This is a genomic window from Mesorhizobium sp. RCC_202, assembly GCF_041355295.1.
Taxonomy (GTDB): domain Bacteria; phylum Pseudomonadota; class Alphaproteobacteria; order Rhizobiales; family Rhizobiaceae; genus Mesorhizobium.
Genome location: NZ_JBFUPO010000007.1, coordinates 211,655 through 233,377, shown reverse-complemented (window position 1 = coordinate 233,377; position 21,723 = coordinate 211,655). Strand labels below are relative to the sequence as shown.

Genomic DNA, 21,723 nt, shown 5'->3' with positions numbered 1-21,723 from the left:
CAAGCCGAAGGATCGTAGCGCGGACTTTGCCGGCCGCCTATTCCTGATGCTGCCTGCGCAACCGCTGCTCCAGCGCCCGCAATGCCAGTGACAGGCTGACCGTCAGGATGAGGTAGATATAGGCGACGATCGAATAGGTCTCGAAGAAGCGAAACGAGCCGGCGGCATAGACCTTGCCCATCTGGGTGATGTCGGCCACGCCAAGCACCGACACCAGCGAAGAATCCTTGACCATGGCGACGAAGTCGTTGCCGAGCGGCGGCAGGATCATGCGGATCGCCTGCGGGAAGACGATCAGCCGGAACCGCTGCACGCGCGACAGACCAAGCGCCTTGGCGGCCTCGATCTGGCCCTTCTCGACCGACTGGATGCCGGCGCGGAACACTTCCGAGATGAAAGCCGAATAGCCGATGGTCAACGCCATGATGGCGCGCCACAAGAGCGAGACGTCGCGCACCAGCAATTCGCCGATGAGGCCAGCGCTCTGCAGCGGCGCGGTCAGCGCATTCCAGGCCGCGACGAAGGCCGGCGCGCCGGCAAAGGCGATCCAGAACAACAGCACCAGGATCGGCACGCCGCGGATGATCTCGACATAGAAGCGCGCGATCTGGCGCAGCCACTGCGAGCCCGACAGCGCCATCAGCGCAATGCCGAGGCCGAGCGCGGAGGCGAACGCGAAGGCGACGGCGGTGACGAAGATGGTGATGAAGATGCCCTTGGCGACCGTGGCGAAGACCTGGGCATAGAGGTCGCTGGAGGCGATGGAGAGAGCGGCGGCCAATGCAAGCACAGCCGCGGCGGCCAGCCACCAGGGGAATTCGGGCTTGGCGGAGGATGATGCGGCGGCCATTAGGCGGTTTCGCCTGACAGGAAGTTCCGAAAGGGCGGTGCCCAGGCGCCCCTCTCTGGCCTGCCGGCCATCTCCCCCTCAAGGGGGGAGATTAGCAGCTTCGGCCCCGCCGCCCATTCTACGGCGTCTGAGATTGGCGAAGGTCGAGATGACATCCGATCTCCCCCCTTGAGGGGGAGATGCCCGGCAGGGCAGAGAGGGGGGCCTGGGCGCAATGTCAGCGCAATTTCCTGCAAGCCCACTGCGCGCAACAAAGACGAGCTCACTGCCCCATCTTGTAATCGAGGAACCACTTCTTGTTGAGCTTGTCGAACGTCCCGTCGGCCTTGAGCGAGGCAATCGCGGCGTTGACCGGCTTCACCAGCTCCGAGCCTTTCGGGAAGATGAAGCCGAAATCCTCGGTGCCGAGCGGTCCGCCGATCAGCTTCAGCTTGCCTTCGGAGGCATCGACATAGCCCTGGCCGGCGGTGCCGTCGGTGAGCACGACGTCGACGTCGCCCGTCTTCAGCGCCTGCACGGTCGCGCCGAAGGTCTCGAACAGTTTGATGCGCGGATTCTGCTCATTGCCGTCGAGCACGCTGTAGACGGCGGTGTAGAAAGGCGTGGTGCCCGGCTGCGCGCCGATCAGGCCATCCTTGAAGGCGCCGAAGCTCTTGGCGTCGGTGAAGCGGCTTTCGTCGCCGCGCACCAGCATGAACTGTTCAGAGCGCATATAGGGGTCGGAGAAATCGACCTTCTCCTTGCGGTCGTCCTTGATGGTGATGCCGGTCATGCCGATGTTGTACTGGTTGTCGGAAACCGCCTGGATCATCGCGTCCCAGGACGTGTTCTGGTACTCGACCTTGAAGTTCAGCCGCTTGGCGATCTCGTCCATCGCGTCATATTCCCAGCCGATCTGCTTGCCGGTCTTCTTGTCGATGAACTGCAGCGGCGGATAAGCGTTTTCGGTCACAACCACGACCTTCTTACCGGCGAGATCGGGCAGTGTGTCGGCCCAGGCAACGGCGGGCGCGAGAAGACAGGCCAGCAGGCCGGCCAGCAACAGTTTCGACTTGGTCATGATAAAAGCTCCAGGATGAAAAAGCCCTATTACAGAGCTTGGCCCCACATCAAAATCCGAGCGCGACTTTAGCCGTCCGCAGACGGCTTGCAAGCCGGTCCGGTGCTCGGCGCTATGCGAAAGCGGATTCCAATGCCTTCCGCCGATGCTGTCTTAGAACGCATCGCCATTGGTATTTATCGCGCGGCGGCAAACTAGGCATCTGAAAGACAGAAGGAAATCCGTCAAACGACGGTCAGGATGCTGACGCAACGTCACGCAGCTTGGCGACAAAGCCAGTTAAAGTCCGGTGCAGCGACTTAAGCTCCTCCGGCTCCAGCGGCATGCCGCAGGCGAGACCCGCCTGCACATCCTTCATGCTGGCGCGCAATGCCTCGCCCTTGGCGGTCGGCTCGACCAGCACCCGGCGCTCATCGGCGCTATCGCGCCGGCGCGTGACCAGTCCGCCGGCTTCCATGCGCTTGAGCAACGGCGTCAGCGTCGCCGAATCCAGCCCCAGCGCCTCGCCGAGCTCGCCGATCGTGCTCGGTGAACGCTGCCAGAGCGCCAGCATCACCAGATATTGCGGATAGGTGAGACCGAGCGGCTCGAGCAGCGGCCGATAGAGCTTGGTCATCAGGCCGCTCGCCGAATAAAGCGCGAAGCAGAGTTGCTGGTCGAGGCGCGGGACGGCAAAAGCCCCGGCGTCTTGCGGCGCCGGAACTTCCCTGGTTCTCGTTTCGATTTTTGTCGTCATGCAGCCTTTACCGAAAGCGCCACATCGACATTGCCCCTGATGGCGTTCGAATAGGGGCAGATCTTGTGCGCTTCCGATACAAGCGCTTCCGCTGCCGCCTGATCAAGGCCTTTCGTTTCGGCCGCCAGCGCGACGCCGAGCTTGAAACCCTCGCCGTTGGGCAGCAGGTTGACGGTGGAGGTCACCGCCGCATCCGCCAGCGCCAGCTTCTGCTTGCGCGCGACGAAGCGGATGGCGCTTTCGAAGCACGCGGCATAGCCGATCGCGAAAAGCTGCTCCGGATTGGTGGCGCCGCCCGGCCCGCCGAGCTCCTTCGGCATGGCGAGATCCACCTTGAGCAGACCGTCGCTGGTTTCGCCATGGCCGGCGCGGCCGCCGGTGACGTGAGCCTGTGCGGTGTAGAGTGCCATATCAAATCTCCAAATTATCTTGTACACGATTATTTAGTACACAAGGTAATTGGAGGTCAAGCCCCTCGCTGCTGTGTTTTTTCGCTATCTTGGGGACGGCGGAAATCCCAGACTTCGTCATCCTAGGGTGGAGCAGTCGCGAAGCGACGTCGCGGAAACCCTAGGATCCATGCCGTGGCGTTCGACACGCGCGCAGCGGTTCAGAATGAGAGTAGCGCTAACCAGCCGGTTCTGCACCGTAGCGGCGCTCAGAAGTCGCGGCATGGATCCTCGGGTCTGCGCCGCGTCGCTGCGCTCCTTGCTTCGCCCGTGGATGACGAAGCACTGATGTCACGGCTAATCGCCAAAGTATCCGCAAACACGAAGCGCCATGGTCGAATGCCTTGGCTGTTCGCCAAACGAAAAAAGGCGGCCGAAGCCGCCTTTTTAGAAATCATGCTTCTTGAAATCTTATTCGGCCGGGGTCGCTTCCGCGGCCTTGGCGGCCTCGTCGGCGGCCTTCTTCTCGGCGGCTTCCTTTGCGGCCGTCTCGGCGGCCAGCGCCTGCACGGCGGCGATCTTCTCGGCCTCGATGCGGGCCTTCTCGGCGTTCAGCGCGTCGCGCTCCTCATCGTTCAACTTGCGGGCGCGCACGCCGGTGTTTTCCGAAATACGGGCCGACTTGCCGCGACGGTCACGCAGGTAATAGAGCTTGGCGCGGCGCACCTTGCCGCGGCGCACGATCTCGACGCCCTCGACCATCGGCGAATAGACCGGGAAAACGCGCTCGACGCCTTCGCCGTAGGAAATCTTGCGGACGGTGAAATTCTCCTGGAAGCCGGAGCCGGCGCGGGCGATGACGACGCCTTCATAGGCCTGGACGCGGGTACGGGTGCCTTCGGTGACGCGCACCTGGACGCGCACGGTGTCGCCGGGCTGGAATTCGGGCAGCTTGCGCTTGGCTTCGATCTTGGCGGCCTGTTCGGCCTCGAGCTGACGGATGAGATCCATCTCAAAAATCCACTTCTTGTTCTTCCGACAGTCAGAGCGTCCTGCGCTCGCCTTGCAGTTCCTATGACCGCTCGGCTATGCCCTTTGTCGAAACATCGGGCAGGGACGACTACACCGCACTTGTTGACGGGTCCAGAAGATCGTTCTTCCGGTTCGGGCGGGCACATACAGCCATTTTGCCGCTTTGTCACGCCCTAATGCATGTCGCCCGGAAGTGTGAGCGGTTCTGGGGCGACGACATGCATCAAAAAGCATATTTTTGCGTTCGATGGCACCATGTTATTGGCGTCGTGCCGGGTTGCGCGAGGCCTATAAGCTTTCTAAGCCGGGAAAATGAGTTTTTTCGATGCTGTCCTGCTCTTTCTCTCGGGTTTCGTCTCCGGCGCGGTCAATGCCGTCGCCGGCGGTGGCACCTTCGTCACCTTCGGCGCTATGACGCTGGTCGGCGTGCCGCCGATCGTCGCCAACGCCACCTCCTCGGTGACGCAGTTTCCCGGCTACATCACCTCGACGCTGGCCTATCGCGACGACATCAAGCACTTCTGGCGTCAGGCGCTGCTGCTTTGCGTGATCTCCGCCTTCGGCGCGCTGGCCGGCTCTCTCATCCTGCTTGCGCTGTCCAACCCTTCCTTCCGCGCGCTGGTGCCGTGGCTGCTGATCGCCGCAACCGCGCTGTTCGCCGCCGGACCGTGGCTGAAACCGACGGCCGGACCGGAGCACCAGGCCTCGGTCGGTACGCTTGCCGGCTCGCTGGCGCAGTTCCTTACATCGGTCTATGGCGGTTTCTTCGGCGCCGGCATGGGCGTGATGATGCTGGCGACGCTCGGACTGACGCAGGCCGGCGACTATCACAAGCTCAATGCCTTGAAGAACATGCTGGCCGTGGTCATCGCGGCCATCGCCATCCTGGTCTTCGTCTCGGGCGGCGTCGTCGCCTGGCCGCAGGCGATCGTCATGATCCCCGGCGGCGCGCTGGGCGGCTACGCCGGCGTCTGGATCGCCAAACGCGTTCCGCAAGGCGTCGTGCGCGGCTTCGTGGTCGGCGTCGGCCTGTTTTTGGCTTTCTACTATTTCACCAAGGCCTGAACCCTATCCGTGCCCGGTGGCATTGCCGGCAAGGTCATCATGGAGTTCGCCAGCTCTCCGACGCGTCGTAGTGCCTGGCGATGGGCATCGTCCCAACGCCCGCCGAGCCCGAGCCTGATGCAGTGACCGAAATAGCCGGTGGCGCTGAACATCTTTCCCGGCGCAATGACGATGTTTTCCGCCAGGCAAACCTTGAACAGCTCCAGCGAATCGATCGCCGGCGGCAGCTCGACCCACAGGATGAACCCACCCTGCGGATCGGTGAGACGCGTTCCAGCCGGGAAATGCCGCGCGATCAAGCCGCGAGCTTCGTCGACCCGCGTCGCGACCGTCGCGCGCAACTGGCGGTATCCGGCTTCGATGCCTAGCTGCGTCAGAAGGTCGGCCAGCGCCCGCTCCAGAAACGCCGTCTGGCTGCCGCTGGTCGATTCCTTGAGGCGCACCAGCTTCGCGCCCCAGCGCCCGGCTTCGACCCAGCCCAGCCGCAGGCCCGGCGCCACCGTCTTGGAGAATGAGCCGCACATCATGACGTGCCCGCTGCTGTCGAAGGCGCGCACGGCGCGGCGCTGGTCCTCCTGCTCGGCGAGATCGTTGTAGAGCACGTCCTCGACCAGCGGGATGCCGCGTTGCGCGACCATCAACGCCAGCCGCTGCCGGTCGGCGAGCGGGATACTCGATCCTATCGGATTGGAGAGCGTCGGCACGCAGAGCACGGCCTTGACCGGCTGGGTGTCGAAAGCGAGTTGCAGCGCGTCGAGCGAGAAGCCGGTGCGCGGATGCGTCGGAATCTCCAGCGCCCGCAAATGCAGGTTCTCGAGGATTTCCAGGAAGGCGAACAGCGTCGGCGATTCCAGCGCGACGATGTCGCCGGGTTTGGTCACCGCGCGCAGGCACAGCGTGATCGATTCCAGGCAGCTGTTGGTGACGATGATGTCCTGCGGGTCAAGCTGGCAGCCCATGCGCAGCGCATGGCGCGCGATCGCCCGGCGCAGGCTCTCGTCGCCATAGCCGGTCGTATAGCTGCACAGCGTTGCCCGGTGGCGCTGCACCGCGCGGCTGACGGCGCGCCGCACGCGTTCCTCCGAAAACAGGTCCGCGCTCGGACAGGCTGCGCCGAAGGAGATGTAGCCGGGATCGTGCGCCAGATGCATGACGCGGGCCGCAAGCGAGCTGACATCGACCGCCATGGAATCGGCCGGCGGGTTCGACGTCTCCGGTTCGGGCAGGTTGAGCGGTCGGCTGGCGACGAAATAGCCAGAGCGCGGCCGCGCCTCGATGAGATGGGCGTCTTCCAGCATGCGATAAGCCTGCAGCACCGTGCCGATCGACACCTCGCGGCTGCGCGCCAGTTCGCGCACCGAGGGAATGCGTTCGCCGCGCATCAGCGTTCCCGCCCGGATCGGCGCCGCGATCGACTGCGCCAGCTGCTGGTAAAGGATCTCGGCGGATTGACTATCCTGCATGTGCAATGCCTAGCGCAAAATCGACCGCGCCGACTGACACAGATGGCCGGCACTTCGCCTGGTACAGATGCCCGTTGGATCGCACTGTACCACATCAGATGCCAGCTGGCTGTGGCTGTGCGGGCAAGCAGCCGCTCTCTATCGTTCAGCCCATGACGACCGGCGCGAGCTGTCCTTCAGATGCCCGATTGAAATCAGCAAGGACTGCCGCCGCCACCAACGCCTTGATGGGAGAATAGAGCCATGTTTCCGATCGATATCTGGCTGGCCTATACGCTTGCGAGCGTTCTTATCGTGCTTGCGCCCGGACCCGACATCGTGCTGTCGATTGCACGTGGGCTTAGCCAGGGCCGCCTGGCGGCCTCGGTGTCGGGCTTGGGCGCCGGCACCGGCATCCTGTTCCATTCGCTCGCCGCCACCTTCGGCCTGGCGCTGCTGATCCAGACCTCCGCCGCCGCATTCCTGGTGCTGAAGATCGCTGGGGCGGCTTATCTCATCTGGCTGGGAGCCAAGGCGTTGTTCTCGCGCAATCTGGTCAGCTTTGCGCCGACGACGCGGCGGCCGCTTTCCGCCATCTATCTGGCCGGACTGATGTCGAACGTGCTCAATCCGAAGATCGGACTGTTCGTGCTTGCCTTCATCCCGCAATTCGTCAGCGCCGAGCGGGGCCCGGTCAACACGCAGATGCTGACCTACGGAGCCTGGCTCGCGCTCATCGCCGCCATCGGTCTTTCCGTGATCGGCAGCTTCGCCTCGGTGCTGAGCCGATGGCTGCTGCGTCGGCCGCGCGTGGTTGCCGGGATCAACATCGGCGCGGGTTTGACTTTCGTCTTGACGGGCATCTCCGCCGCCGCGATCGGACACCGCTGAACCAACCAGGAATTCGGCCAATGGAGACGGCGATGACCAGACACTATGCCGGTGGATGCGCTTGCGGCGCGATCCGTTACGAGACAAGCAGCGAGCCGATGGTCGAGAACCACTGCCAATGCCGCGACTGCCAGAAGCGCAGCGGCACCGGCCACGGCTCCTATCTGACTTTTGACAGGCGCGCTGAAATGACAATCACGGGCGAAGCGAAAACCTGGCGTGTGAGAGGCGACAGCGGCAATGAAAAGATCCACGCCTTCTGCCCGACCTGCGGCACACCGGTCTACCTGACCTTCGCCGCGATGCCGGAGCTGATCGCCATCCACGCCACCAGCCTCGACGAGCCCGGCCAGTTCAATCCGCAAATGGTGACCTACGGCATCCGCGGCCATGTCTGGGATAGGATGGACCCGACGCTGCCGAAATTCGAGCGAATGCCTGGATGATGCCGGCTGCAGCGAGATCCTAGCGGTCTTTTACCATCAAATCCGGTCTGCGCGCTTGCGTCAGCTTCCGTGCCTCGGCGCGCCGCCATTCGGCTACTTTCTTGTGGTTGCCGGAGATCAGCACGTCCGGGATCGGCCTGCCCTCGAACTCCTGCGGCCGCGTGTAATGCGGATGTTCGAGCAGGCCGTTCTCGAAGCTCTCTTCCTCGCCGGACACGGCATTGCCCATCACGCCGGGCAGCAGCCGCACCACCGCGTCGAGCAACACCAACGCCGCCGGCTCGCCGCCGGACAGGATGTAATCGCCGATCGAGACTTCCTCTAATCCCCGCGCGTCGATCACCCGCTGGTCGACGCCCTCGAAGCGCCCGCACAGGATGACGGCGCCCGGCCCGGCGGCGAGCTGGCGCACGCGGGCCTGGGTCAGCGGTTTTCCACGCGGGCTCATCAGCAGACGCGGACGCAAATCGCCTTCAGGCGAGGCATGGTCGATCGCCTTGGCCAGCACATCGGCGCGCATCACCATGCCGGCGCCGCCGCCGGCCGGCGTGTCGTCGACGGTGCGGTGCTTGTCGGTGGCGAAATCACGGATCTGGATCGCTTCCAGCGACCAGGTGCCGGCCTCCAGCGCCCGCCCGGCCAGCGACAGGCCGAGCGCGCCCGGAAACATCTCCGGATAGAGCGTCAGCACCGAAGCGGCAAAGCTCACCGGTTGCCTCCGGCATCCTTCGGCCCGCGCGGACGGCCTTTCGGGTCGAAATCTTCCTCGCGCGGCGCATCCCCATCTTCATCCTCGACCAGACCGGCCGACAGCGGATCGATGCGGACGAAGCCCTCAGTGATCGACACGTCCGGGACCGCTGCCTGCGTGAACGGGATCAGCACGCCTTTGCGGCCGCCAAGCGTGACATCCAGAATGTCGCCACCGCCGAAATTGTGCACCGCGACGACCTTGCCGACAGCACCCGTGTCGTCGCGGACTTCGAGGCCAACAAGGTCGGCATGGTAGAATTCGTCTTCCTCGCCATCGTCGGGCAGCATCGAACGGTCGACGAACAGTTCGGTGCCGGCGAGCGCCTCGGCCGCATTGCGATCGCCGACGCCCTTGAAGCGCACCACGACAACGCTGTTGGCGGGCCTTATGTCGATGATCTGGAAGGCGCGACCGTCCTTGGCGTAGAGCGGCCCGTAATCGGCGAGCGCCAGCGGATCGCCGGTGAAGGTCTTCACCCGCAATTCGCCCTTGATGCCGTGCGCGGCGCCGATCACGGCCATCTGTACGGGGTTCTGGGGCTTGGACATGGTGGCTTTTCCTTTGCCCTGCTCTAACGCCGCGCGACGGTCATTTCAATGATCGCGCTCTTCACCGCTTCCTAACCAGCCTGCCGGACAATGGCGCCATGCAGGAATTCCTCATCCCGGCGAAACCCGACCTCCAGGCGGCGCGCGAAGCCTGGTTGAAGATGCTGGCGCGCGAACGCCGGCTGTCGCCAGAAACAGTCGAAGCCTATGAGCGCGACACGCGCCAGTTCCTGCATTTTCTAACCGGGCATAATGGCGGCCCGCCCGGCATTGCCGACATTGCCGACCTGCGCCCGGCCGATCTGCGCGGCTTCCTCGCCGCCCGCCGCAATGGCGGCGCCGGCGCCCGCACCCTGGGACGGGGCCTGGCCGGCATCCGCTCACTGCTGCGCTTTCTCGAGCGACGGGGTCTCGCCACTGCGGCGGGTGCGGCGGCATTGCGCGCGCCGCGCCAGCCGAAATCGCTGCCGAAGCCGCTGACGGCGGCCGACGCCAGACAAGTCGTCGCCATGGAAGGTCAACTGGCCGAAGAGCCGTGGATCGCCGCCCGCAATGCCGCAGTGCTGACGCTGCTCTACGGCTCCGGCCTGCGCATTTCGGAAGCGCTTGGCCTGACCGGCGCCGATCTCGCGACCGAGGCCGACACTGTGCTGCGCATCACCGGCAAGGGCGGCAAGACAAGGCTGGTGCCGGTGCTGCCGGTGGCCCAGAAGGCGGTTGCCGAGTACCGCCGGCTCTGCCTCTACCATATCGATGCCAAAGGCCTGCTCTTCCGCGGCGCGCGTGGCGGCCCGCTCAACCCGGCCATTATCCAGCGCGAGATGGTCAGGCTGCGCTCGGCGCTCAACCTGCCGGAGACGGCGACGCCGCATGCCTTGCGCCATTCCTTCGCCACGCATCTGCTTGGCCGCGGCGGCGACCTGCGCACCATCCAGGAATTGCTCGGCCATGCCAGCCTGTCGACCACCCAGATCTACACCGGCGTCGACACGGCAAGGCTGCTTGAGATCTACGAGTCCGCCCACCCGAGGGCGTGATCACCAGCAGCGCCGCGCGGTTGGCGAAGCAGCCCCGCCTTCGTGATGGGCGTTTGCGCTAACCACTGGGCGATAGCGCTTGGGACAATTTCATTCTCCCAATTAACCGTTTTGCCGCTTTTTGATCCTAAGAAGCCCTCATGAAACGCGTCATCGCCATCGCCGACCGCGCGGCCCTCGTCTCGTTGCAGCTGCTCGCAGCACTCAACCTGCTGTTTTTCCTGTCGTTCGTCGCCGTCCTGCTGTTCGCCGTCCAGGCGCATGCCGAAGCCGTTTGCAGCGGCACCGATATGCTGGCGGCGCTGCAAAAGAGCGACCCCGCCGCCTTCAAGAAGGTCGAGGCGGAAGCCGCCGCCGTGCCGAACGGCAAGGGCTTGCTGTGGAAACTGGAGAAGCCCGGCGAAACGCCGTCTTACCTCTTCGGCACCATGCATATGACCGATACGCGCGTCACCACGCTGCCGCCGGCAGCCAAGCAGGCCTATGACGGCGCCGGCACCATCATCATCGAAACCACCGACATACTCGACAAGACCAAGATGATGGCGGCCCTGATGAAGGAGCCGGACCTGATGATGTTCACCGACAGCACAACGCTGTCGTCGCTGCTGTCGCCGCAAGACGTCGCGGTGATGGACAAGGGTCTCGACGCGCGCGGCATACCGCCGGCGACGGTCGCCAAGATGAAGCCATGGATTTTGTCGGCAATGCTGGCGCTGCCGGCATGCGAGCTGGCGCGCCAGACCGCTGGCGGGCGGGTGCTCGACGACAAACTCGCCACCGACGCGAAGGCCTCCGGCAAAACCGTCGAAGGGCTGGAGACAGCCGCCGACCAGCTGCGCGCCATGGCTTCGCTGCCGATCAGCTTTCACATGAAGGGCCTGGTCGAGACCTTGAAGCTTGGCGACAAGGTCAACGACGTCAACGAGACCATGATCATCCTCTACCAGCGCGGCGAGATCGGCATGATCGAGCCGCTGTTCAAGGCCGCCATTCCCGGAGAGGTCGACGACTACGCCGAATTCGACCAGACCATGATCGTCAGCCGCAACAAGGTGATGGCCGAGCATGCCGGGCCGATCCTTGCCAGGGGCAATGTCTTCATGGCGGTCGGCGCCATGCATCTGCCTGGACCCGAAGGCCTTGTCGAAGATTTTCGCAAGGCAGGGTATAGTGTTACCGCTGTCAACTGAGTCGCCTGGCGGCTGACGGGCTCGAAAACACCGGTTTTTCAGTGTTTTCTACCCGTCCGCGTGAAACCGATTACGGGATCAGCGCGTTGATGGCAGTTATTTTGATGCCTTTCATTCCAAGGAGGACACGTTTCATGGCGAACCCGAACGACCCCTTCACCACTCCGAGCACCCCGCCCCCATCAAGTGGCGGCGGCGGCAGCGGATGGCTGATCGCCCTAGTTGTCATTATCCTGGCCATTGTTGCGTATTATGTCTTTGGCAGAAGCGGCGGCGAGCATGCTCCGGCCCCCGCTGAGCCGCCGGCAGCCAGCACGCCGGCCCCGGCGCCCGCACCCGCGATGAAGCCCGCGGAACCGGCGCCAGCCCCTGCACCCGCGCCAGCTCCGGCGCCCGCTCCGGCCCCTGCACCCGCGCCGGCTCCAGCACCTGCCCCGGCCCCTGCGCCGGCTCAGTAATCGGGCAGCATTGAATAGCGAACGGCCCGCCTTTCGGCGGGCCGTTTTGTGTTTGGCGCTGTCCCGATGTCCAACTCAGCACGGGAGCCGTCACGCTTTTCCTGGAATTGCTCTAATTATTTGTTTTTACGCAATTCCGGACGGAAAACCGCACACACTTTTCCTGCTAGCCATTCGGCACGGAATTGGCCGGCCAGGGCAGCCGATGGCGCAGTTCTTCGACCAGCACCCGTTCATTCTCCGAGTAGTCGATCGGAACGACGACGAGATGCACGCCGCCGCCAGCAAAGGCCTGCTCAAGTGTCGGCTTGAGGTCGCCGATGGCGCTTACCCTGGTTCCCTTGGCGCCATAGGCTTCGGCATATTTGACGAAGTCGGGATTGCCGAAGGTCATGCCGAAATCGGGAAAATCGTCGACCGCCTGCTTCCAGCGGATCATCCCAAAGGCATGATCCTCGATGATCATAACGACGAGGTTGAGCTTCAGCCTGACGGCGGTTTCCAGTTCCTGGCTGTTCATCATGAAGCCGCCATCGCCGCAGACAGCCATGACGCGACGTTGCGGAAAGAGCATCGCCGCCATCATCGCCGACGGCAGGCCGGCGCCCATCGTGGCCAGCGCGTTGTCGAGCAGCAGCGTGTTGGCGACGCGGGTGCGGTAATTGCGCGCGAACCAGATTTTGTACATGCCATTGTCGAGCGCCAGGATGCCGTCGGCCGGCATCACCGCGCGTACGTCGTGAACCAGGCGTTGCGGCGTGAAACGATCCTCGGTGTCGCGCGCGGCGATGCGGCCCAATATCCCCTCGCGCAGCGGCAGCAATGCCTGCGCGTTGGGAATGTTGCCCTGCAGGCGGTCGGCCAGCAGCCTGAGCGATGCGCCGATATCGCCGATCACCTCGGTCTGCGGGAAATAGACCTGTTCGACATTGGCCGGCTGGTAACCGACATGGATGACCTGCGGCCCATCGGCGCCCATGATGAAAGGCGGCTTCTCGATCGTGTCGTGACCGATTGTGATGATGAGGTCGGCCCGCTCGATCGCCTCATGCACATAGTCGCGCTCGGAGAGTGCGGCCGTGCCCATATAGAGTTCGGTTCCGCCGGGCACCGTGCCCTTGCCCATCTGGGTGGTGAAATAGGGGATACCGGTCCGCAGCACGAATTGGGCGAGGTCCGAGGTCGAGCGCGGCCGCGATGCGGCGGCGCCCATCATCGCCAACGGACGTTTCGCCTCGATGATCATCCGGGCGGCGCGGTCGAGCGCGAACGGGCTGGCTGGCGCAAGTTCGACCGGATGCGGCGGGATCAGCGCCACCTCTTCGCATTCTTCCGCCGCAATGTCTTCCGGCAGTTCCAGATGCACCGGTCCCGGACGCTCCTCTGCGGCCACGCGGAACGCCTCTCGCACCACGGCCGGGATCATCCTGGGCGAAACGATCTGACGCGAGAGCTTGGTCAGGGGCTTCATCGCCGCGACGACGTCGACGATCTGGAAACGGGCCTGCCTGGACGACCTGATGCCCTTCTGCCCGGTGATCATGACCATCGGCATGGCGCCGAGCAGCGCGTAGGCCGCACCCGTCGTCAGGTTCAAGGCGCCGGGGCCAAGCGTGGTGATGCAGACACCGGGTCTGCCGGTGAGCCGGCCATGGGTGGCGGCCATGAACGCCGCCGCCTGTTCGTGGCGGGTCAGGATAAGCTCGATCGAGGAGTTGCGAATGGATTCGACGACGTCGAGGTTTTCCTCCCCCGGTATGCCGAAGATACGATCCACGCCCTCATTCTCGAGGGCGGCGACAAGCAGATCAGAACCTTTGGACACGAGATATCTCCTAAGCGAACGGTGCCAACCGGGCCCACCGAACGCTGATGCGCTTGTTGCGCTAGATATGGATCGGCTTGAAGAACGTCGCCAGCGCCGCTTCTTTTACCGCTTCCGACATCGTCGGATGCGCATGGGTGGTGCGGGCTAAATCTTCCGACGAGCCGCCGAACTCCATCAGCACCGCCGCCTCATGGATCATCTCGCCGGCGCCGTAGCCGACGATGTGGACGCCGAGCACGCGGTCGCTGGCCTTGTCGGCCAGGATCTTCACGAAACCGTCGGTGTGCAGCATGGCGCGCGCGCGGCCATTGGCGCTGAACGGGAACTTGCCGACCTTGTAGTCGATGCCGGCCTTCTTCAGCTCCTCCTCGGTCTTGCCGACCGACGCGATCTCCGGGCTGGTGTAGACGACGCTCGGGATGACCTCGTAGTTCACATGGCCAGCCTGGCCGGCGATGGTTTCGGCGACCGCGACACCTTCATCCTCGGCCTTGTGCGCCAGCATCGGCCCGGCGATGACGTCGCCGATGGCATAGATACCCGGCACGTTGGTCCGCAGATGCCCGTCGGTCTTGACCCGGCCGCGCTCGTCGATCTCGACACCGGCGTCCTTCAGCCCAAGGCTGTCGGCATAGGGGCGGCGTCCGGTGGCGACCAGCACCACATCGGCCTCGATGGTCTCGGCGGCACCGCCCTTGACCGGCTCGAAGGTGACGGTGGCGCCCTTCTTGGCCTTGGCGACGCCGGTGACCTTGGCGCCGAGCTTGAACTCGAAGCCTTGCTTGGAGAGCAGCCGCTGGAACTGTTTCGACACCTCGCCATCCATGCCGCCGAGGATGATGTCGAGGAACTCAACGACCGTGACCTTGGCGCCGAGCCGGGCCCAGACCGAGCCGAGCTCCAGGCCGATGACGCCGCCGCCGACGACCACGAGACGCTCCGGCACCTTGGCCAGCGACAGCGCGCCGGTGGACGACACGATCACCTTCTCGTCGAATTCGACCTTGACGCCCGGAATGCCGGCAACGTCGGAGCCGGTGGCGATGACGATGTTCTTGGTCTCGATCTCCTCGACCTTGCCGTCTTCGCCGGTCACCGAAACCTTGCCGGCGCCGACCACCTTGCCGGTGCCGCGGAAGCTATCGATCTTGTTCTTCTTGAACAGGAAGGCGACGCCGTTGACGTTGGACGCCACCGTCGTGTCCTTATGCGTCATCATCTTCTTCAGGTTCAGCTTCGGCGCCGGGATCTCGACGCCCAGCGTATCGAAGGCATGGCCGGCCTCGGCGAACATCTCGGAGGCATAAAGCAGCGCCTTGGAAGGAATGCAGCCGATGTTGAGGCAGGTGCCGCCGAAAGTGGCGTTCTTCTCGACCACCGCCGTCTTCAGGCCGAGCTGCGCCGCCTTGATGGCGCAGACATAGCCGCCCGGTCCCGATCCGATGATAACGACGTCATAAGCCATAATAGAATCCTTTTATCCGGTATCCGGCCTCAGCGGCCGCCGCTCACATTCAGGATCGCGCCTGTTATATAGGAGGCCGCATCCGACAGAAGATAGAGAACCGCGCTCGCGACTTCATCGGCCGTGCCGGCGCGCTTCAACGGCAGCATGTCCTGCATCCGCGCCACACGATCGGGCTGGCCGCCGGAGGCGTGGATCTCGGTTTCGGTGATGCCGGGACTGACCGCGTTGACGCGGATGCCTTCGAGCGCCACCTCGCGCGCCAGCCCGATGGTCATGGTGTCGATCGCACCCTTCGAGGCGGCGTAATCGACATATTCACCGGGCGAGCCCAGCCGTGAGGCGGCGGACGACAGATTGACGATCGCGCCGCCCTTGCCGCCATGCCGTGTCGACATGCGCCTCACCGCTTCGCCTGCGCACAGGAACGAGCCGGTGACGTTGATCCGCATCATGCGCTCCAGCCGCTCGACGCTCATCTCGTCGACCCGCGCCTTGACGTCGACGATGCCGGCATTGTTGACGAAAGCGTCGAGGCGGCCGAACGTCCGGTCGACAGCTTCGAACATCGCCACCACTTCGGCCTCGTGGCCGACATCGCCTTTCACCGAAAAAGCGTCGCCGCCATCGGCCTTGAGCTCGGCGACCAGCGCCTCGGCAGCCGCCTGGTTGGAGACGTAGTTGATGGCCACACGATAGCCGGCCCGGTTCGCCTGCCGGCAGATGGCGGCGCCGATGCCCCGGCTGCCGCCGGTGACCAGCAGCGTTTTTTTCTCCGTACTCATTCCTGGCAGCCTTTCAGCACGAAGATATCCCACGGCACTTTGGTGAAGCCGCCCGCACCCTGCGCGGTCGACCTCTCAAGCGCCGGCCCGAGATCCGGGAAGATCAGGTTTTTGGGCGCCTCGACGCCTTCCGCCGGCAGCAGCCCGGCAACACCCTTGTCATCGGCGCTGTAGATGACGCCTTCCCAAAGCGTGCAGGCGGCAAGCTCGTCGCCGGTGACGTCGCCCGTCGGGCATTTGTACATCAGCGAGCCGTGCGGCCGTCCGGCCGAGCCTTCGGTCCACATGGCGATGCCGTCGAGCACGACATTGTTGTCGAGGATCATGCGGAACGTGTTGGTGACCGTCGCCGAGGTGCCGGTCGGCGTGAAATCGATCTCCGCCCCGCTCCGCGTCTCGCCATAGACGGCAAGCTGGATCGGGCAAGCGGCCTGCGCGGCGGAATTCGTCGCCAGCAAAGCCAGCGATCCAGCCACAAGTCCGATCGTCGGCGAGCTGATCTTAGTCATCAGTTTGCCTGACCGCCCTCTCGACCATCGGCGTTGTCGAGCACGCCGAAGTCAGTCATCAGGACAAGCGGCTCGCCCGTCGCGTCGAGTCCCCAGAAGGTTGGGTATAGCCCGTCGCCCCAGCCGCTCCAGAACATGGCGATGTTGACCGGATTGCCGGCGGCCGGATGATGCATGACAAACCTGTCCTGGTTGGGCGCGAACTCGGCCGCCAAGACATCGTCATAGTAATTCTGGTCCGGCTTGAGTTTGTCTTGAGCGGCCGACATCAAGCCCATCGCTGTCTTGTCCATGAAGGACCCCAGACCCGCATCGACGGGGTAGCCGAAAATCTCGTTTCCATTCAGTGCCGAAACGTCCTGTCCAGGCAATGTGGCGAGCTCCCAACGCACTGGCACGCCGGGGCGGAAGCGAAGGAAGGCCGCCGCTACGCGACCCTGTGCCTCGAACAGCGTAACGGCGTAATGCCCGGGCTTTACCCTACGGCTCAGTGCTGGCCAGTCGTCGCCTGTGATCAGCGGATCGCAGGCAATGATCTCACCCGTCGGCAGTTCAAGATCGCCGATCGGTGTGACGATAATCTTGCGCTCTGCCAGTTGCGCATCGGTGAGCGCGAAGATGCCGAAATTGCTGCTGGCCGTCGCTGCATCCCATTCGGCCGCGAGGGCCAGCGACGGGATGGCGGTGGACAGGCCGACCGCAACGATGCTTCGATGGAAAACTCGTCGCCGGATGCTTCGCGCCACCCTGCCCAACGCGAACCCCAACTCTTCCAGCAAGTCGCTCACGGCGCGACTAGCCCGATCACAAATCGAGCACAAGTCGTTCCGGATCCTCCAGGCTGTCCTTGACGCGCACCAGGAAGGTCACCGCTTCCTTGCCGTCGACGATGCGGTGATCGTAGGAGAGCGCCAGATACATCATCGGCCGGATGACGATCTGGCCGCCGACCACGACGGGCCGGTCCTGGATCTTGTGCATGCCGAGAATGCCGGACTGCGGCGCGTTGAGGATCGGCGTCGACATCAGCGAGCCGTAGACGCCGCCGTTGGAAATGGTGAACGTGCCGCCTTGCATGTCGGCGACCGACAGCTTGCCGTCGCGCGCGGCAATGCCCAGACGGCCGATCTCCTTCTCGATCTCGGCGATCGACATCTGGTCGGCATCGCGCACTACCGGTACCACCAGGCCCTTTTCGGTGCCGACGGCGACGCCGATATGGGCATAGTTCTTGAAGATGATGTCGGTGGCGTCGATCTCGGCGTTGACCGAGGGGATTTCCTTCAGTGCGTGCGTTACGGCCTTGGTGAAGAAGCCCATGAAGCCGAGCTTCACACCATGCTTCTTCTCGAACACGTCCTTGTACTTGGACCGCAGCGCCATCACCGCGCTCATGTCCACCTCGTTGAAGGTGGTGAGCATGGCGGCGGTCGACTGCGCTTCCTTCAGCCGGCGCGCAATCGTCTGGCGCAGCTTGGTCATGCGCACGCGCTCTTCGCGCGATGCGTCGTCGCCGGACGACGGCGCACGAGCCACGACAGGCGCCGGAGCTGCCTTCGGTGTCTCGGCCGGCTGCGAGGGCGCCCCCCTGGCGATGGCGTCGAGCACGTCGCCCTTAAGCACCTGGCCGCGCTTGCCCGTGCCGGAAACCTGGTCGACCGCAAGATTGTTTTCGGCGATCAGCTTCGCCGCCGCCGGCGCCGGCGGCATGGTGCGAGGCTCGATCGGGCCGGCGTCGCCGGCGATCTTGGCGGTTTCAGCTGCGGCCTGCTTGGTGGTGTGCGCGGCGTCCGGGCTGGATGCCTGCGCGACGGCTTGCGGCTTGGTTGCCGGAGCCGCGTTTGCCCCACCCGCCGAAATCGAGCCGAGCAGCGCGCCGACGGCCACCGTCTCGCCTTCCTTGACGGCGATCTCGGCCAGCGTCCCGGCGCCCTGCGCCGGCACCTCGACCGTCACCTTGTCGGTTTCGAGCTCGACCAGCGGCTCGTCGGCGGCGATCGCGTCGCCGACCTTCTTGAACCACTTGCCGACGGTCGCTTCGGTGACGGATTCGCCCAGAGTGGGGACGCGGATTTCGGTAGCCATTGTGCCTGTCCGTTCTCTTCTCTTCTTGAGGTCTGTTCGTCCGGTCTTGTTATTCGCCCAAAGCGTCGTCGAGCAACGCGGCGAGCTGGCTGAGATGCTTCGACATCAAGCCCGTCGCCGGCGAGGCCGAGGCCGGCCGTCCCGTGTAGCGCACCCGCTGATGCTTGGCGTCGATATGCGCCAGCACCCATTCCAGATACGGGTCGATGAACGACCAGGCGCCCATGTTCTTGGGCTCCTCCTGGCACCACACCATCTCGGCATTGCGGAAGCGTGACAATTCGGTGATCAGCGCCTTGGCCGGGAACGGATAGAGCTGCTCGACGCGCAACAGATAGATGTCGTTGATGCCGCGCTTCTCGCGTTCCTCATAGAGGTCGTAATAGACTTTGCCCGAGCACAGCACGACGCGGCGGATCTTGGAATCCTTCACCAGCTTGATCGCCTGGTTGGGCAACAGCTGCCCGTCGTCCCACAAAAGCCGGTGGAACGAGCTCTCGCCCGACATTTCCGGCAGCGTCGACACCGCCCGCTTGTGGCGCAGCAGCGACTTCGGCGTCATCAGGATCAGCGGCTTGCGGAAGTCGCGCTTCAACTGCCGGCGCAGGATGTGGAAATAGTTAGCCGGCGTGGTGACGTTGGCGACCTGCATGTTGTCCTCCGCGCAGAGCTGCAGGAAGCGCTCGAGGCGGGCCGAGGAATGTTCCGGCCCCTGTCCCTCATAGCCATGCGGCAAGAGACACACGAGGCCCGACATTCTGAGCCACTTGCGCTCGCCCGACGAGATGAACTGGTCGAACACCACCTGGGCGCCATTGGCGAAATCGCCGAATTGCGCTTCCCACAAGGTCAGCGCCTTCGGCTCCGCCAGGCTGTAACCGTATTCGAAACCGAGCACCGCCTCTTCCGACAGCATCGAGTTGATGACTTCATAGCCGGCTTGCGCCGCCGAAAGATTGTTGAGCGGGATGTAGCGCGTCTCGTCGTTCTGGTCGTAGAGCACCGAATGGCGCTGCGAGAAGGTGCCGCGCTCGGAATCCTGGCCCGACAGCCGGATCGGATTGCCGTCGAGCAGGATCGCGCCGAAAGCCAGCGCCTCGGCCGTCGACCAATCGATGCCTTCGCCGGAGTCGATCGCCTGGCGACGGTTCTCGAGAAAGCGCAGGATCGTCTTGTGCGCCTCGAAATCCTTCGGCACCTCGGTCAGCTTCTTGCCGATTTCCTTCAGCGTGCGCGCCGGCACGGCGGTCTTGCCGCGCCGCTGTTCGTCCTGGTTGTCGGCGGTGCGCAGGCCTGACCACGCGCCGTCCAGCCAGTCGGCCTTGTTCGGCTTGTAGTGCTGGCCGACTTCCCACTCGGCTTCCAGATGCGCGCGCCAGTCGGCCCGCATCGTGTCGACCTCGGCCTGGGTGAAGTGGCCTTCGGCGATCAGGCGGTCGGCATAGACCTGCACGACGGTCTTGTGGGTGCGGATGTTGCGATACATGATCGGCTGGGTGAAGGACGGCTCGTCGCCTTCATTGTGGCCGAAGCGGCGGTAGCAGAACATGTCCACCACCACCGGCTTGTGGAACTTCATGCGGAATTCGGTCGCCACCTTGGCGGCATGCACCACCGCTTCCGGATCGTCACCGTTCACATGGAAGATCGGCGCCTCGATCATCTTGGCCACATCCGACGGATAGGGCGAAGAGCGCGAGAAGCGCGGATTGGTGGTGAAGCCGATCTGGTTGTTGATGATGAAATGCAGCGTGCCGGCGACGCGGTGGCCGCGCAGGCCGGAGAGCCCGAGGATCTCGGCGATCACGCCCTGGCCGGCAAACGCCGCATCGCCATGCAGCAACAGCGGCATCACCTTGGCGCGCTCCGACAGCGGCACGACCTCGCCACGCTCGCGGCCGGAGAGCTGGTCCTGCTTGGCGCGCGCCTTGCCCATCACCACCGGATCGACGATTTCCAGATGCGAGGGGTTGGCGGTCAGCGACAGATGCACCTTGTTGCCGTCGAACTCGCGGTCCGACGAGGCACCGAGATGGTATTTCACGTCGCCCGAGCCTTCGACCTCGTCGGGCGCGGCCGAACCGCCCTTGAACTCGTGGAAGATGGCACGGTGCGGCTTGGCCATGACCTGGGAGAGCACGTTCAGCCGCCCGCGATGGGCCATGCCGAGCACGATCTCCTTGAGGCCGAGCTGGCCGCCGCGCTTGACGATCTGCTCCAGCGCCGGGATCAGCGACTCGCTGCCGTCGAGACCGAAGCGCTTGGTGCCCTTGTATTTGACGTCGATGAACTGCTCGAAGCCCTCGGCCTCGACCAACTTCTGCATGATCGCCTTCTTGCCGGTGGCGGTGAAGGTGATCTCCTTGTCGGCGCCTTCGATGCGGGCCTGGATCCAGGCCTTCTCTTCCGGATCGGAGATGTGCATGAACTCGACGCCGAGCGTCGAGCAATAGGTGCGGGTGAGGATCTCCAGCATCTGCCGGATGGTGCCGAATTCGAGCCCCAGCACATTGTCGAGGAAGATCGGCCGGTCGTAGTCGGCGGCGGTGAAGCCGTAATTCTCCGGCGACAACTCGTTATAGTCCTCGAGCGGCTTGGCGATGCCGAGCGGGTCGAGATTGGCATGCAGATGGCCGCGCATGCGGTAGGCGCGGATCATCATGATGGCGCGCACCGAATCGCGCGTCGCCTGGTGCACGTCGGCATCCGAAAGCACCGCGCCGTTGACGACCGCCTTTTCCTTGACCTTCTTTTCAATCGTCTTCTCGACCAGGCCCCAATTGCCATCGAGCGCCGAGACCAGCTCGCCATTGGCCTGCAGCGGCCAGGACGGCTTTGCCCAGGAAGCGCCCTTGGCGTTCTTGCGGACGTCGCCCGCATCGTCCTTCAGCGCCGCGAAGAAATCCTGCCACTCGGGGTCGACCGAGGCCGGATCGTCTTCATAGGCGGCATAGAGCGCGTCGATGTAATCGGCGTTGCCGCCATAAAGGAATGAAGTAAGCGAGAATTGGTCGTTGGCCTGATCTTGTCGTGCCATTTTTTGTCTGCGGAGCCTGGCTCCGTCTCCTTTCGGGGGAATAGCGAGTAGTCATTAGTGAGTAGAAAAACGGCACTCACCACTCAGCTGCTGCTCACCTGTTGTCCCTTTTT

The 21,723-nt window shown here is 64.1% G+C and carries 20 protein-coding genes; 5 read left to right on the top strand and 15 right to left on the bottom strand.

Features of this window, described 5'->3' with window-relative positions; all coding sequences use genetic code 11:
- Positions 1–37: 37 nt before the first annotated feature.
- From AB6802_RS18240 to rplS, 5 genes are all read right to left on the bottom strand, one after another.
- A complete protein-coding gene (locus AB6802_RS18240; RefSeq protein ID WP_371011551.1) occupies positions 38–850 on the bottom strand; it encodes an amino acid ABC transporter permease in 813 nt (270 codons plus the stop codon).
- A gap of 262 nt (positions 851–1,112) precedes the next feature.
- Positions 1,113–1,910 carry a transporter substrate-binding domain-containing protein gene (locus AB6802_RS18235; RefSeq protein WP_371011550.1) on the bottom strand — a complete coding sequence of 266 codons (798 nt, stop codon included), beginning with the start codon at positions 1,908–1,910 and terminating at the stop codon, positions 1,113–1,115.
- Between the two features lie 235 nt (positions 1,911–2,145).
- Positions 2,146–2,646, bottom strand: a complete 501-nt coding sequence (locus AB6802_RS18230; RefSeq protein WP_371011549.1) for a MarR family winged helix-turn-helix transcriptional regulator — start codon at positions 2,644–2,646, stop codon at positions 2,146–2,148.
- Entirely contained in the window at positions 2,643–3,056 is a 414-nt protein-coding gene (locus tag AB6802_RS18225) for an organic hydroperoxide resistance protein (protein WP_371011548.1), read from the bottom strand. Before AB6802_RS18225 ends, AB6802_RS18230 begins: the two co-directional genes overlap by 4 nt.
- Positions 3,057–3,506: 450 nt before the next feature.
- Entirely contained in the window at positions 3,507–4,046 is a 540-nt protein-coding gene (gene rplS / locus AB6802_RS18220) for a 50S ribosomal protein L19 (RefSeq protein ID WP_371011547.1), read from the bottom strand.
- Between the two features lie 333 nt (positions 4,047–4,379).
- Here rplS and AB6802_RS18215 point away from each other — a divergent pair, with 333 nt between their 5' ends.
- Positions 4,380–5,132 (top strand): sulfite exporter TauE/SafE family protein, encoded by a 753-nt coding sequence (locus AB6802_RS18215; protein WP_371011546.1) that lies wholly within the window; start codon positions 4,380–4,382, stop codon positions 5,130–5,132.
- On the opposite strand, the gene AB6802_RS18210 is transcribed toward AB6802_RS18215, so the two are convergent.
- Complete coding sequence (locus tag AB6802_RS18210) at positions 5,114–6,595, bottom strand: PLP-dependent aminotransferase family protein (protein ID WP_371011545.1); 1,482 nt, start codon at positions 6,593–6,595, stop codon at positions 5,114–5,116. The two genes, AB6802_RS18215 and AB6802_RS18210, sit on opposite strands and share 19 nt — an antisense overlap.
- Before the next feature lie 243 nt (positions 6,596–6,838).
- On the opposite strand from AB6802_RS18210, the gene AB6802_RS18205 reads away from it, so the two are divergent.
- Together AB6802_RS18205 and AB6802_RS18200 are read left to right on the top strand one after the other, a co-directional pair.
- Positions 6,839–7,465 carry a LysE family translocator gene (locus AB6802_RS18205; RefSeq protein WP_371011544.1) on the top strand — a complete coding sequence of 209 codons (627 nt, stop codon included), beginning with the start codon at positions 6,839–6,841 and terminating at the stop codon, positions 7,463–7,465.
- Between the two features lie 32 nt (positions 7,466–7,497).
- On the top strand, positions 7,498–7,911 hold the full coding sequence (locus AB6802_RS18200; protein ID WP_371011543.1) for a GFA family protein: 414 nt from the start codon (positions 7,498–7,500) through the stop codon (positions 7,909–7,911).
- Positions 7,912–7,930: 19 nt separating this feature from the next.
- On the opposite strand, the gene trmD is transcribed toward AB6802_RS18200, so the two are convergent.
- Both trmD and rimM read right to left on the bottom strand, forming a co-directional pair.
- On the bottom strand, positions 7,931–8,620 hold the full coding sequence (gene trmD, locus AB6802_RS18195; protein ID WP_371011542.1) for a tRNA (guanosine(37)-N1)-methyltransferase TrmD: 690 nt from the start codon (positions 8,618–8,620) through the stop codon (positions 7,931–7,933).
- Positions 8,617–9,213 (bottom strand): ribosome maturation factor RimM, encoded by a 597-nt coding sequence (gene rimM, locus AB6802_RS18190; RefSeq protein ID WP_371011541.1) that lies wholly within the window; start codon positions 9,211–9,213, stop codon positions 8,617–8,619. The genes trmD and rimM overlap by 4 nt, the downstream gene beginning before the upstream one ends.
- A 98-nt stretch (positions 9,214–9,311) precedes the next feature.
- Between rimM and AB6802_RS18185 the strand changes: the two genes are divergently transcribed.
- Both AB6802_RS18185 and AB6802_RS18180 read left to right on the top strand, forming a co-directional pair.
- Positions 9,312–10,250 (top strand): tyrosine recombinase XerC, encoded by a 939-nt coding sequence (locus AB6802_RS18185; RefSeq protein ID WP_371011540.1) that lies wholly within the window; start codon positions 9,312–9,314, stop codon positions 10,248–10,250.
- Positions 10,251–10,390: 140 nt separating this feature from the next.
- A complete protein-coding gene (locus AB6802_RS18180; RefSeq protein WP_371011539.1) occupies positions 10,391–11,443 on the top strand; it encodes a TraB/GumN family protein in 1,053 nt (350 codons plus the stop codon).
- A 624-nt stretch (positions 11,444–12,067) separates the two neighbouring features.
- On the opposite strand, the gene AB6802_RS18175 is transcribed toward AB6802_RS18180, so the two are convergent.
- From AB6802_RS18175 to AB6802_RS18145, 7 genes are all read right to left on the bottom strand, one after another.
- A complete protein-coding gene (locus AB6802_RS18175; RefSeq protein ID WP_371011538.1) occupies positions 12,068–13,726 on the bottom strand; it encodes an acetolactate synthase large subunit in 1,659 nt (552 codons plus the stop codon).
- A 61-nt stretch (positions 13,727–13,787) separates the two neighbouring features.
- Positions 13,788–15,194, bottom strand: coding sequence for a dihydrolipoyl dehydrogenase (gene lpdA / locus AB6802_RS18170; protein ID WP_371011537.1), 1,407 nt, complete (start codon positions 15,192–15,194; stop codon positions 13,788–13,790).
- A gap of 29 nt (positions 15,195–15,223) precedes the next feature.
- A complete protein-coding gene (locus AB6802_RS18165) occupies positions 15,224–15,979 on the bottom strand; it encodes an SDR family oxidoreductase (protein ID WP_371011536.1) in 756 nt (251 codons plus the stop codon).
- A complete protein-coding gene (locus AB6802_RS18160; RefSeq protein WP_371011535.1) occupies positions 15,976–16,488 on the bottom strand; it encodes a hypothetical protein in 513 nt (170 codons plus the stop codon). Before AB6802_RS18160 ends, AB6802_RS18165 begins: the two co-directional genes overlap by 4 nt.
- Complete coding sequence (locus AB6802_RS18155; RefSeq protein ID WP_371011670.1) at positions 16,488–17,222, bottom strand: DUF4241 domain-containing protein; 735 nt, start codon at positions 17,220–17,222, stop codon at positions 16,488–16,490. The genes AB6802_RS18160 and AB6802_RS18155 overlap by 1 nt, the downstream gene beginning before the upstream one ends.
- A 70-nt stretch (positions 17,223–17,292) precedes the next feature.
- On the bottom strand, positions 17,293–18,573 hold the full coding sequence (gene odhB, locus AB6802_RS18150; RefSeq protein ID WP_371011534.1) for a 2-oxoglutarate dehydrogenase complex dihydrolipoyllysine-residue succinyltransferase: 1,281 nt from the start codon (positions 18,571–18,573) through the stop codon (positions 17,293–17,295).
- Positions 18,574–18,622: 49 nt separating this feature from the next.
- A complete protein-coding gene (locus tag AB6802_RS18145; RefSeq protein WP_371011533.1) occupies positions 18,623–21,610 on the bottom strand; it encodes a 2-oxoglutarate dehydrogenase E1 component in 2,988 nt (995 codons plus the stop codon).
- Between the last annotated feature and the right edge of the window lie 113 nt (positions 21,611–21,723).

Bases quoted from the DNA above. Each gene is read 5' to 3' on its own strand.
- lpdA (WP_371011537.1), bottom strand. From the start codon at position 15,194: ATGGCTTATGACGTCGTTATCATCGGATCGGGACCGGGCGGCTATGTC.
- AB6802_RS18165 (WP_371011536.1), bottom strand. From the start codon at position 15,979: ATGAGTACGGAGAAAAAAACGCTGCTGGTCACCGGCGGCAGCCGGGGC.
- odhB (WP_371011534.1), bottom strand. From the start codon at position 18,573: ATGGCTACCGAAATCCGCGTCCCCACTCTGGGCGAATCCGTCACCGAA.
- AB6802_RS18205 (WP_371011544.1), top strand. From the start codon at position 6,839: ATGTTTCCGATCGATATCTGGCTGGCCTATACGCTTGCGAGCGTTCTT.
- AB6802_RS18235 (WP_371011550.1), bottom strand. From the start codon at position 1,910: ATGACCAAGTCGAAACTGTTGCTGGCCGGCCTGCTGGCCTGTCTTCTC.
- AB6802_RS18210 (WP_371011545.1), bottom strand. From the start codon at position 6,595: ATGCAGGATAGTCAATCCGCCGAGATCCTTTACCAGCAGCTGGCGCAG.
- AB6802_RS18180 (WP_371011539.1), top strand. From the start codon at position 10,391: ATGAAACGCGTCATCGCCATCGCCGACCGCGCGGCCCTCGTCTCGTTG.
- AB6802_RS18160 (WP_371011535.1), bottom strand. From the start codon at position 16,488: ATGACTAAGATCAGCTCGCCGACGATCGGACTTGTGGCTGGATCGCTG.
- rimM (WP_371011541.1), bottom strand. From the start codon at position 9,213: ATGTCCAAGCCCCAGAACCCCGTACAGATGGCCGTGATCGGCGCCGCG.
- AB6802_RS18145 (WP_371011533.1), bottom strand. From the start codon at position 21,610: ATGGCACGACAAGATCAGGCCAACGACCAATTCTCGCTTACTTCATTC.
- AB6802_RS18185 (WP_371011540.1), top strand. From the start codon at position 9,312: ATGCAGGAATTCCTCATCCCGGCGAAACCCGACCTCCAGGCGGCGCGC.
- AB6802_RS18240 (WP_371011551.1), bottom strand. From the start codon at position 850: ATGGCCGCCGCATCATCCTCCGCCAAGCCCGAATTCCCCTGGTGGCTG.
- AB6802_RS18215 (WP_371011546.1), top strand. From the start codon at position 4,380: ATGAGTTTTTTCGATGCTGTCCTGCTCTTTCTCTCGGGTTTCGTCTCC.
- AB6802_RS18200 (WP_371011543.1), top strand. From the start codon at position 7,498: ATGACCAGACACTATGCCGGTGGATGCGCTTGCGGCGCGATCCGTTAC.
- AB6802_RS18230 (WP_371011549.1), bottom strand. From the start codon at position 2,646: ATGACGACAAAAATCGAAACGAGAACCAGGGAAGTTCCGGCGCCGCAA.
- AB6802_RS18225 (WP_371011548.1), bottom strand. From the start codon at position 3,056: ATGGCACTCTACACCGCACAGGCTCACGTCACCGGCGGCCGCGCCGGC.
- rplS (WP_371011547.1), bottom strand. From the start codon at position 4,046: ATGGATCTCATCCGTCAGCTCGAGGCCGAACAGGCCGCCAAGATCGAA.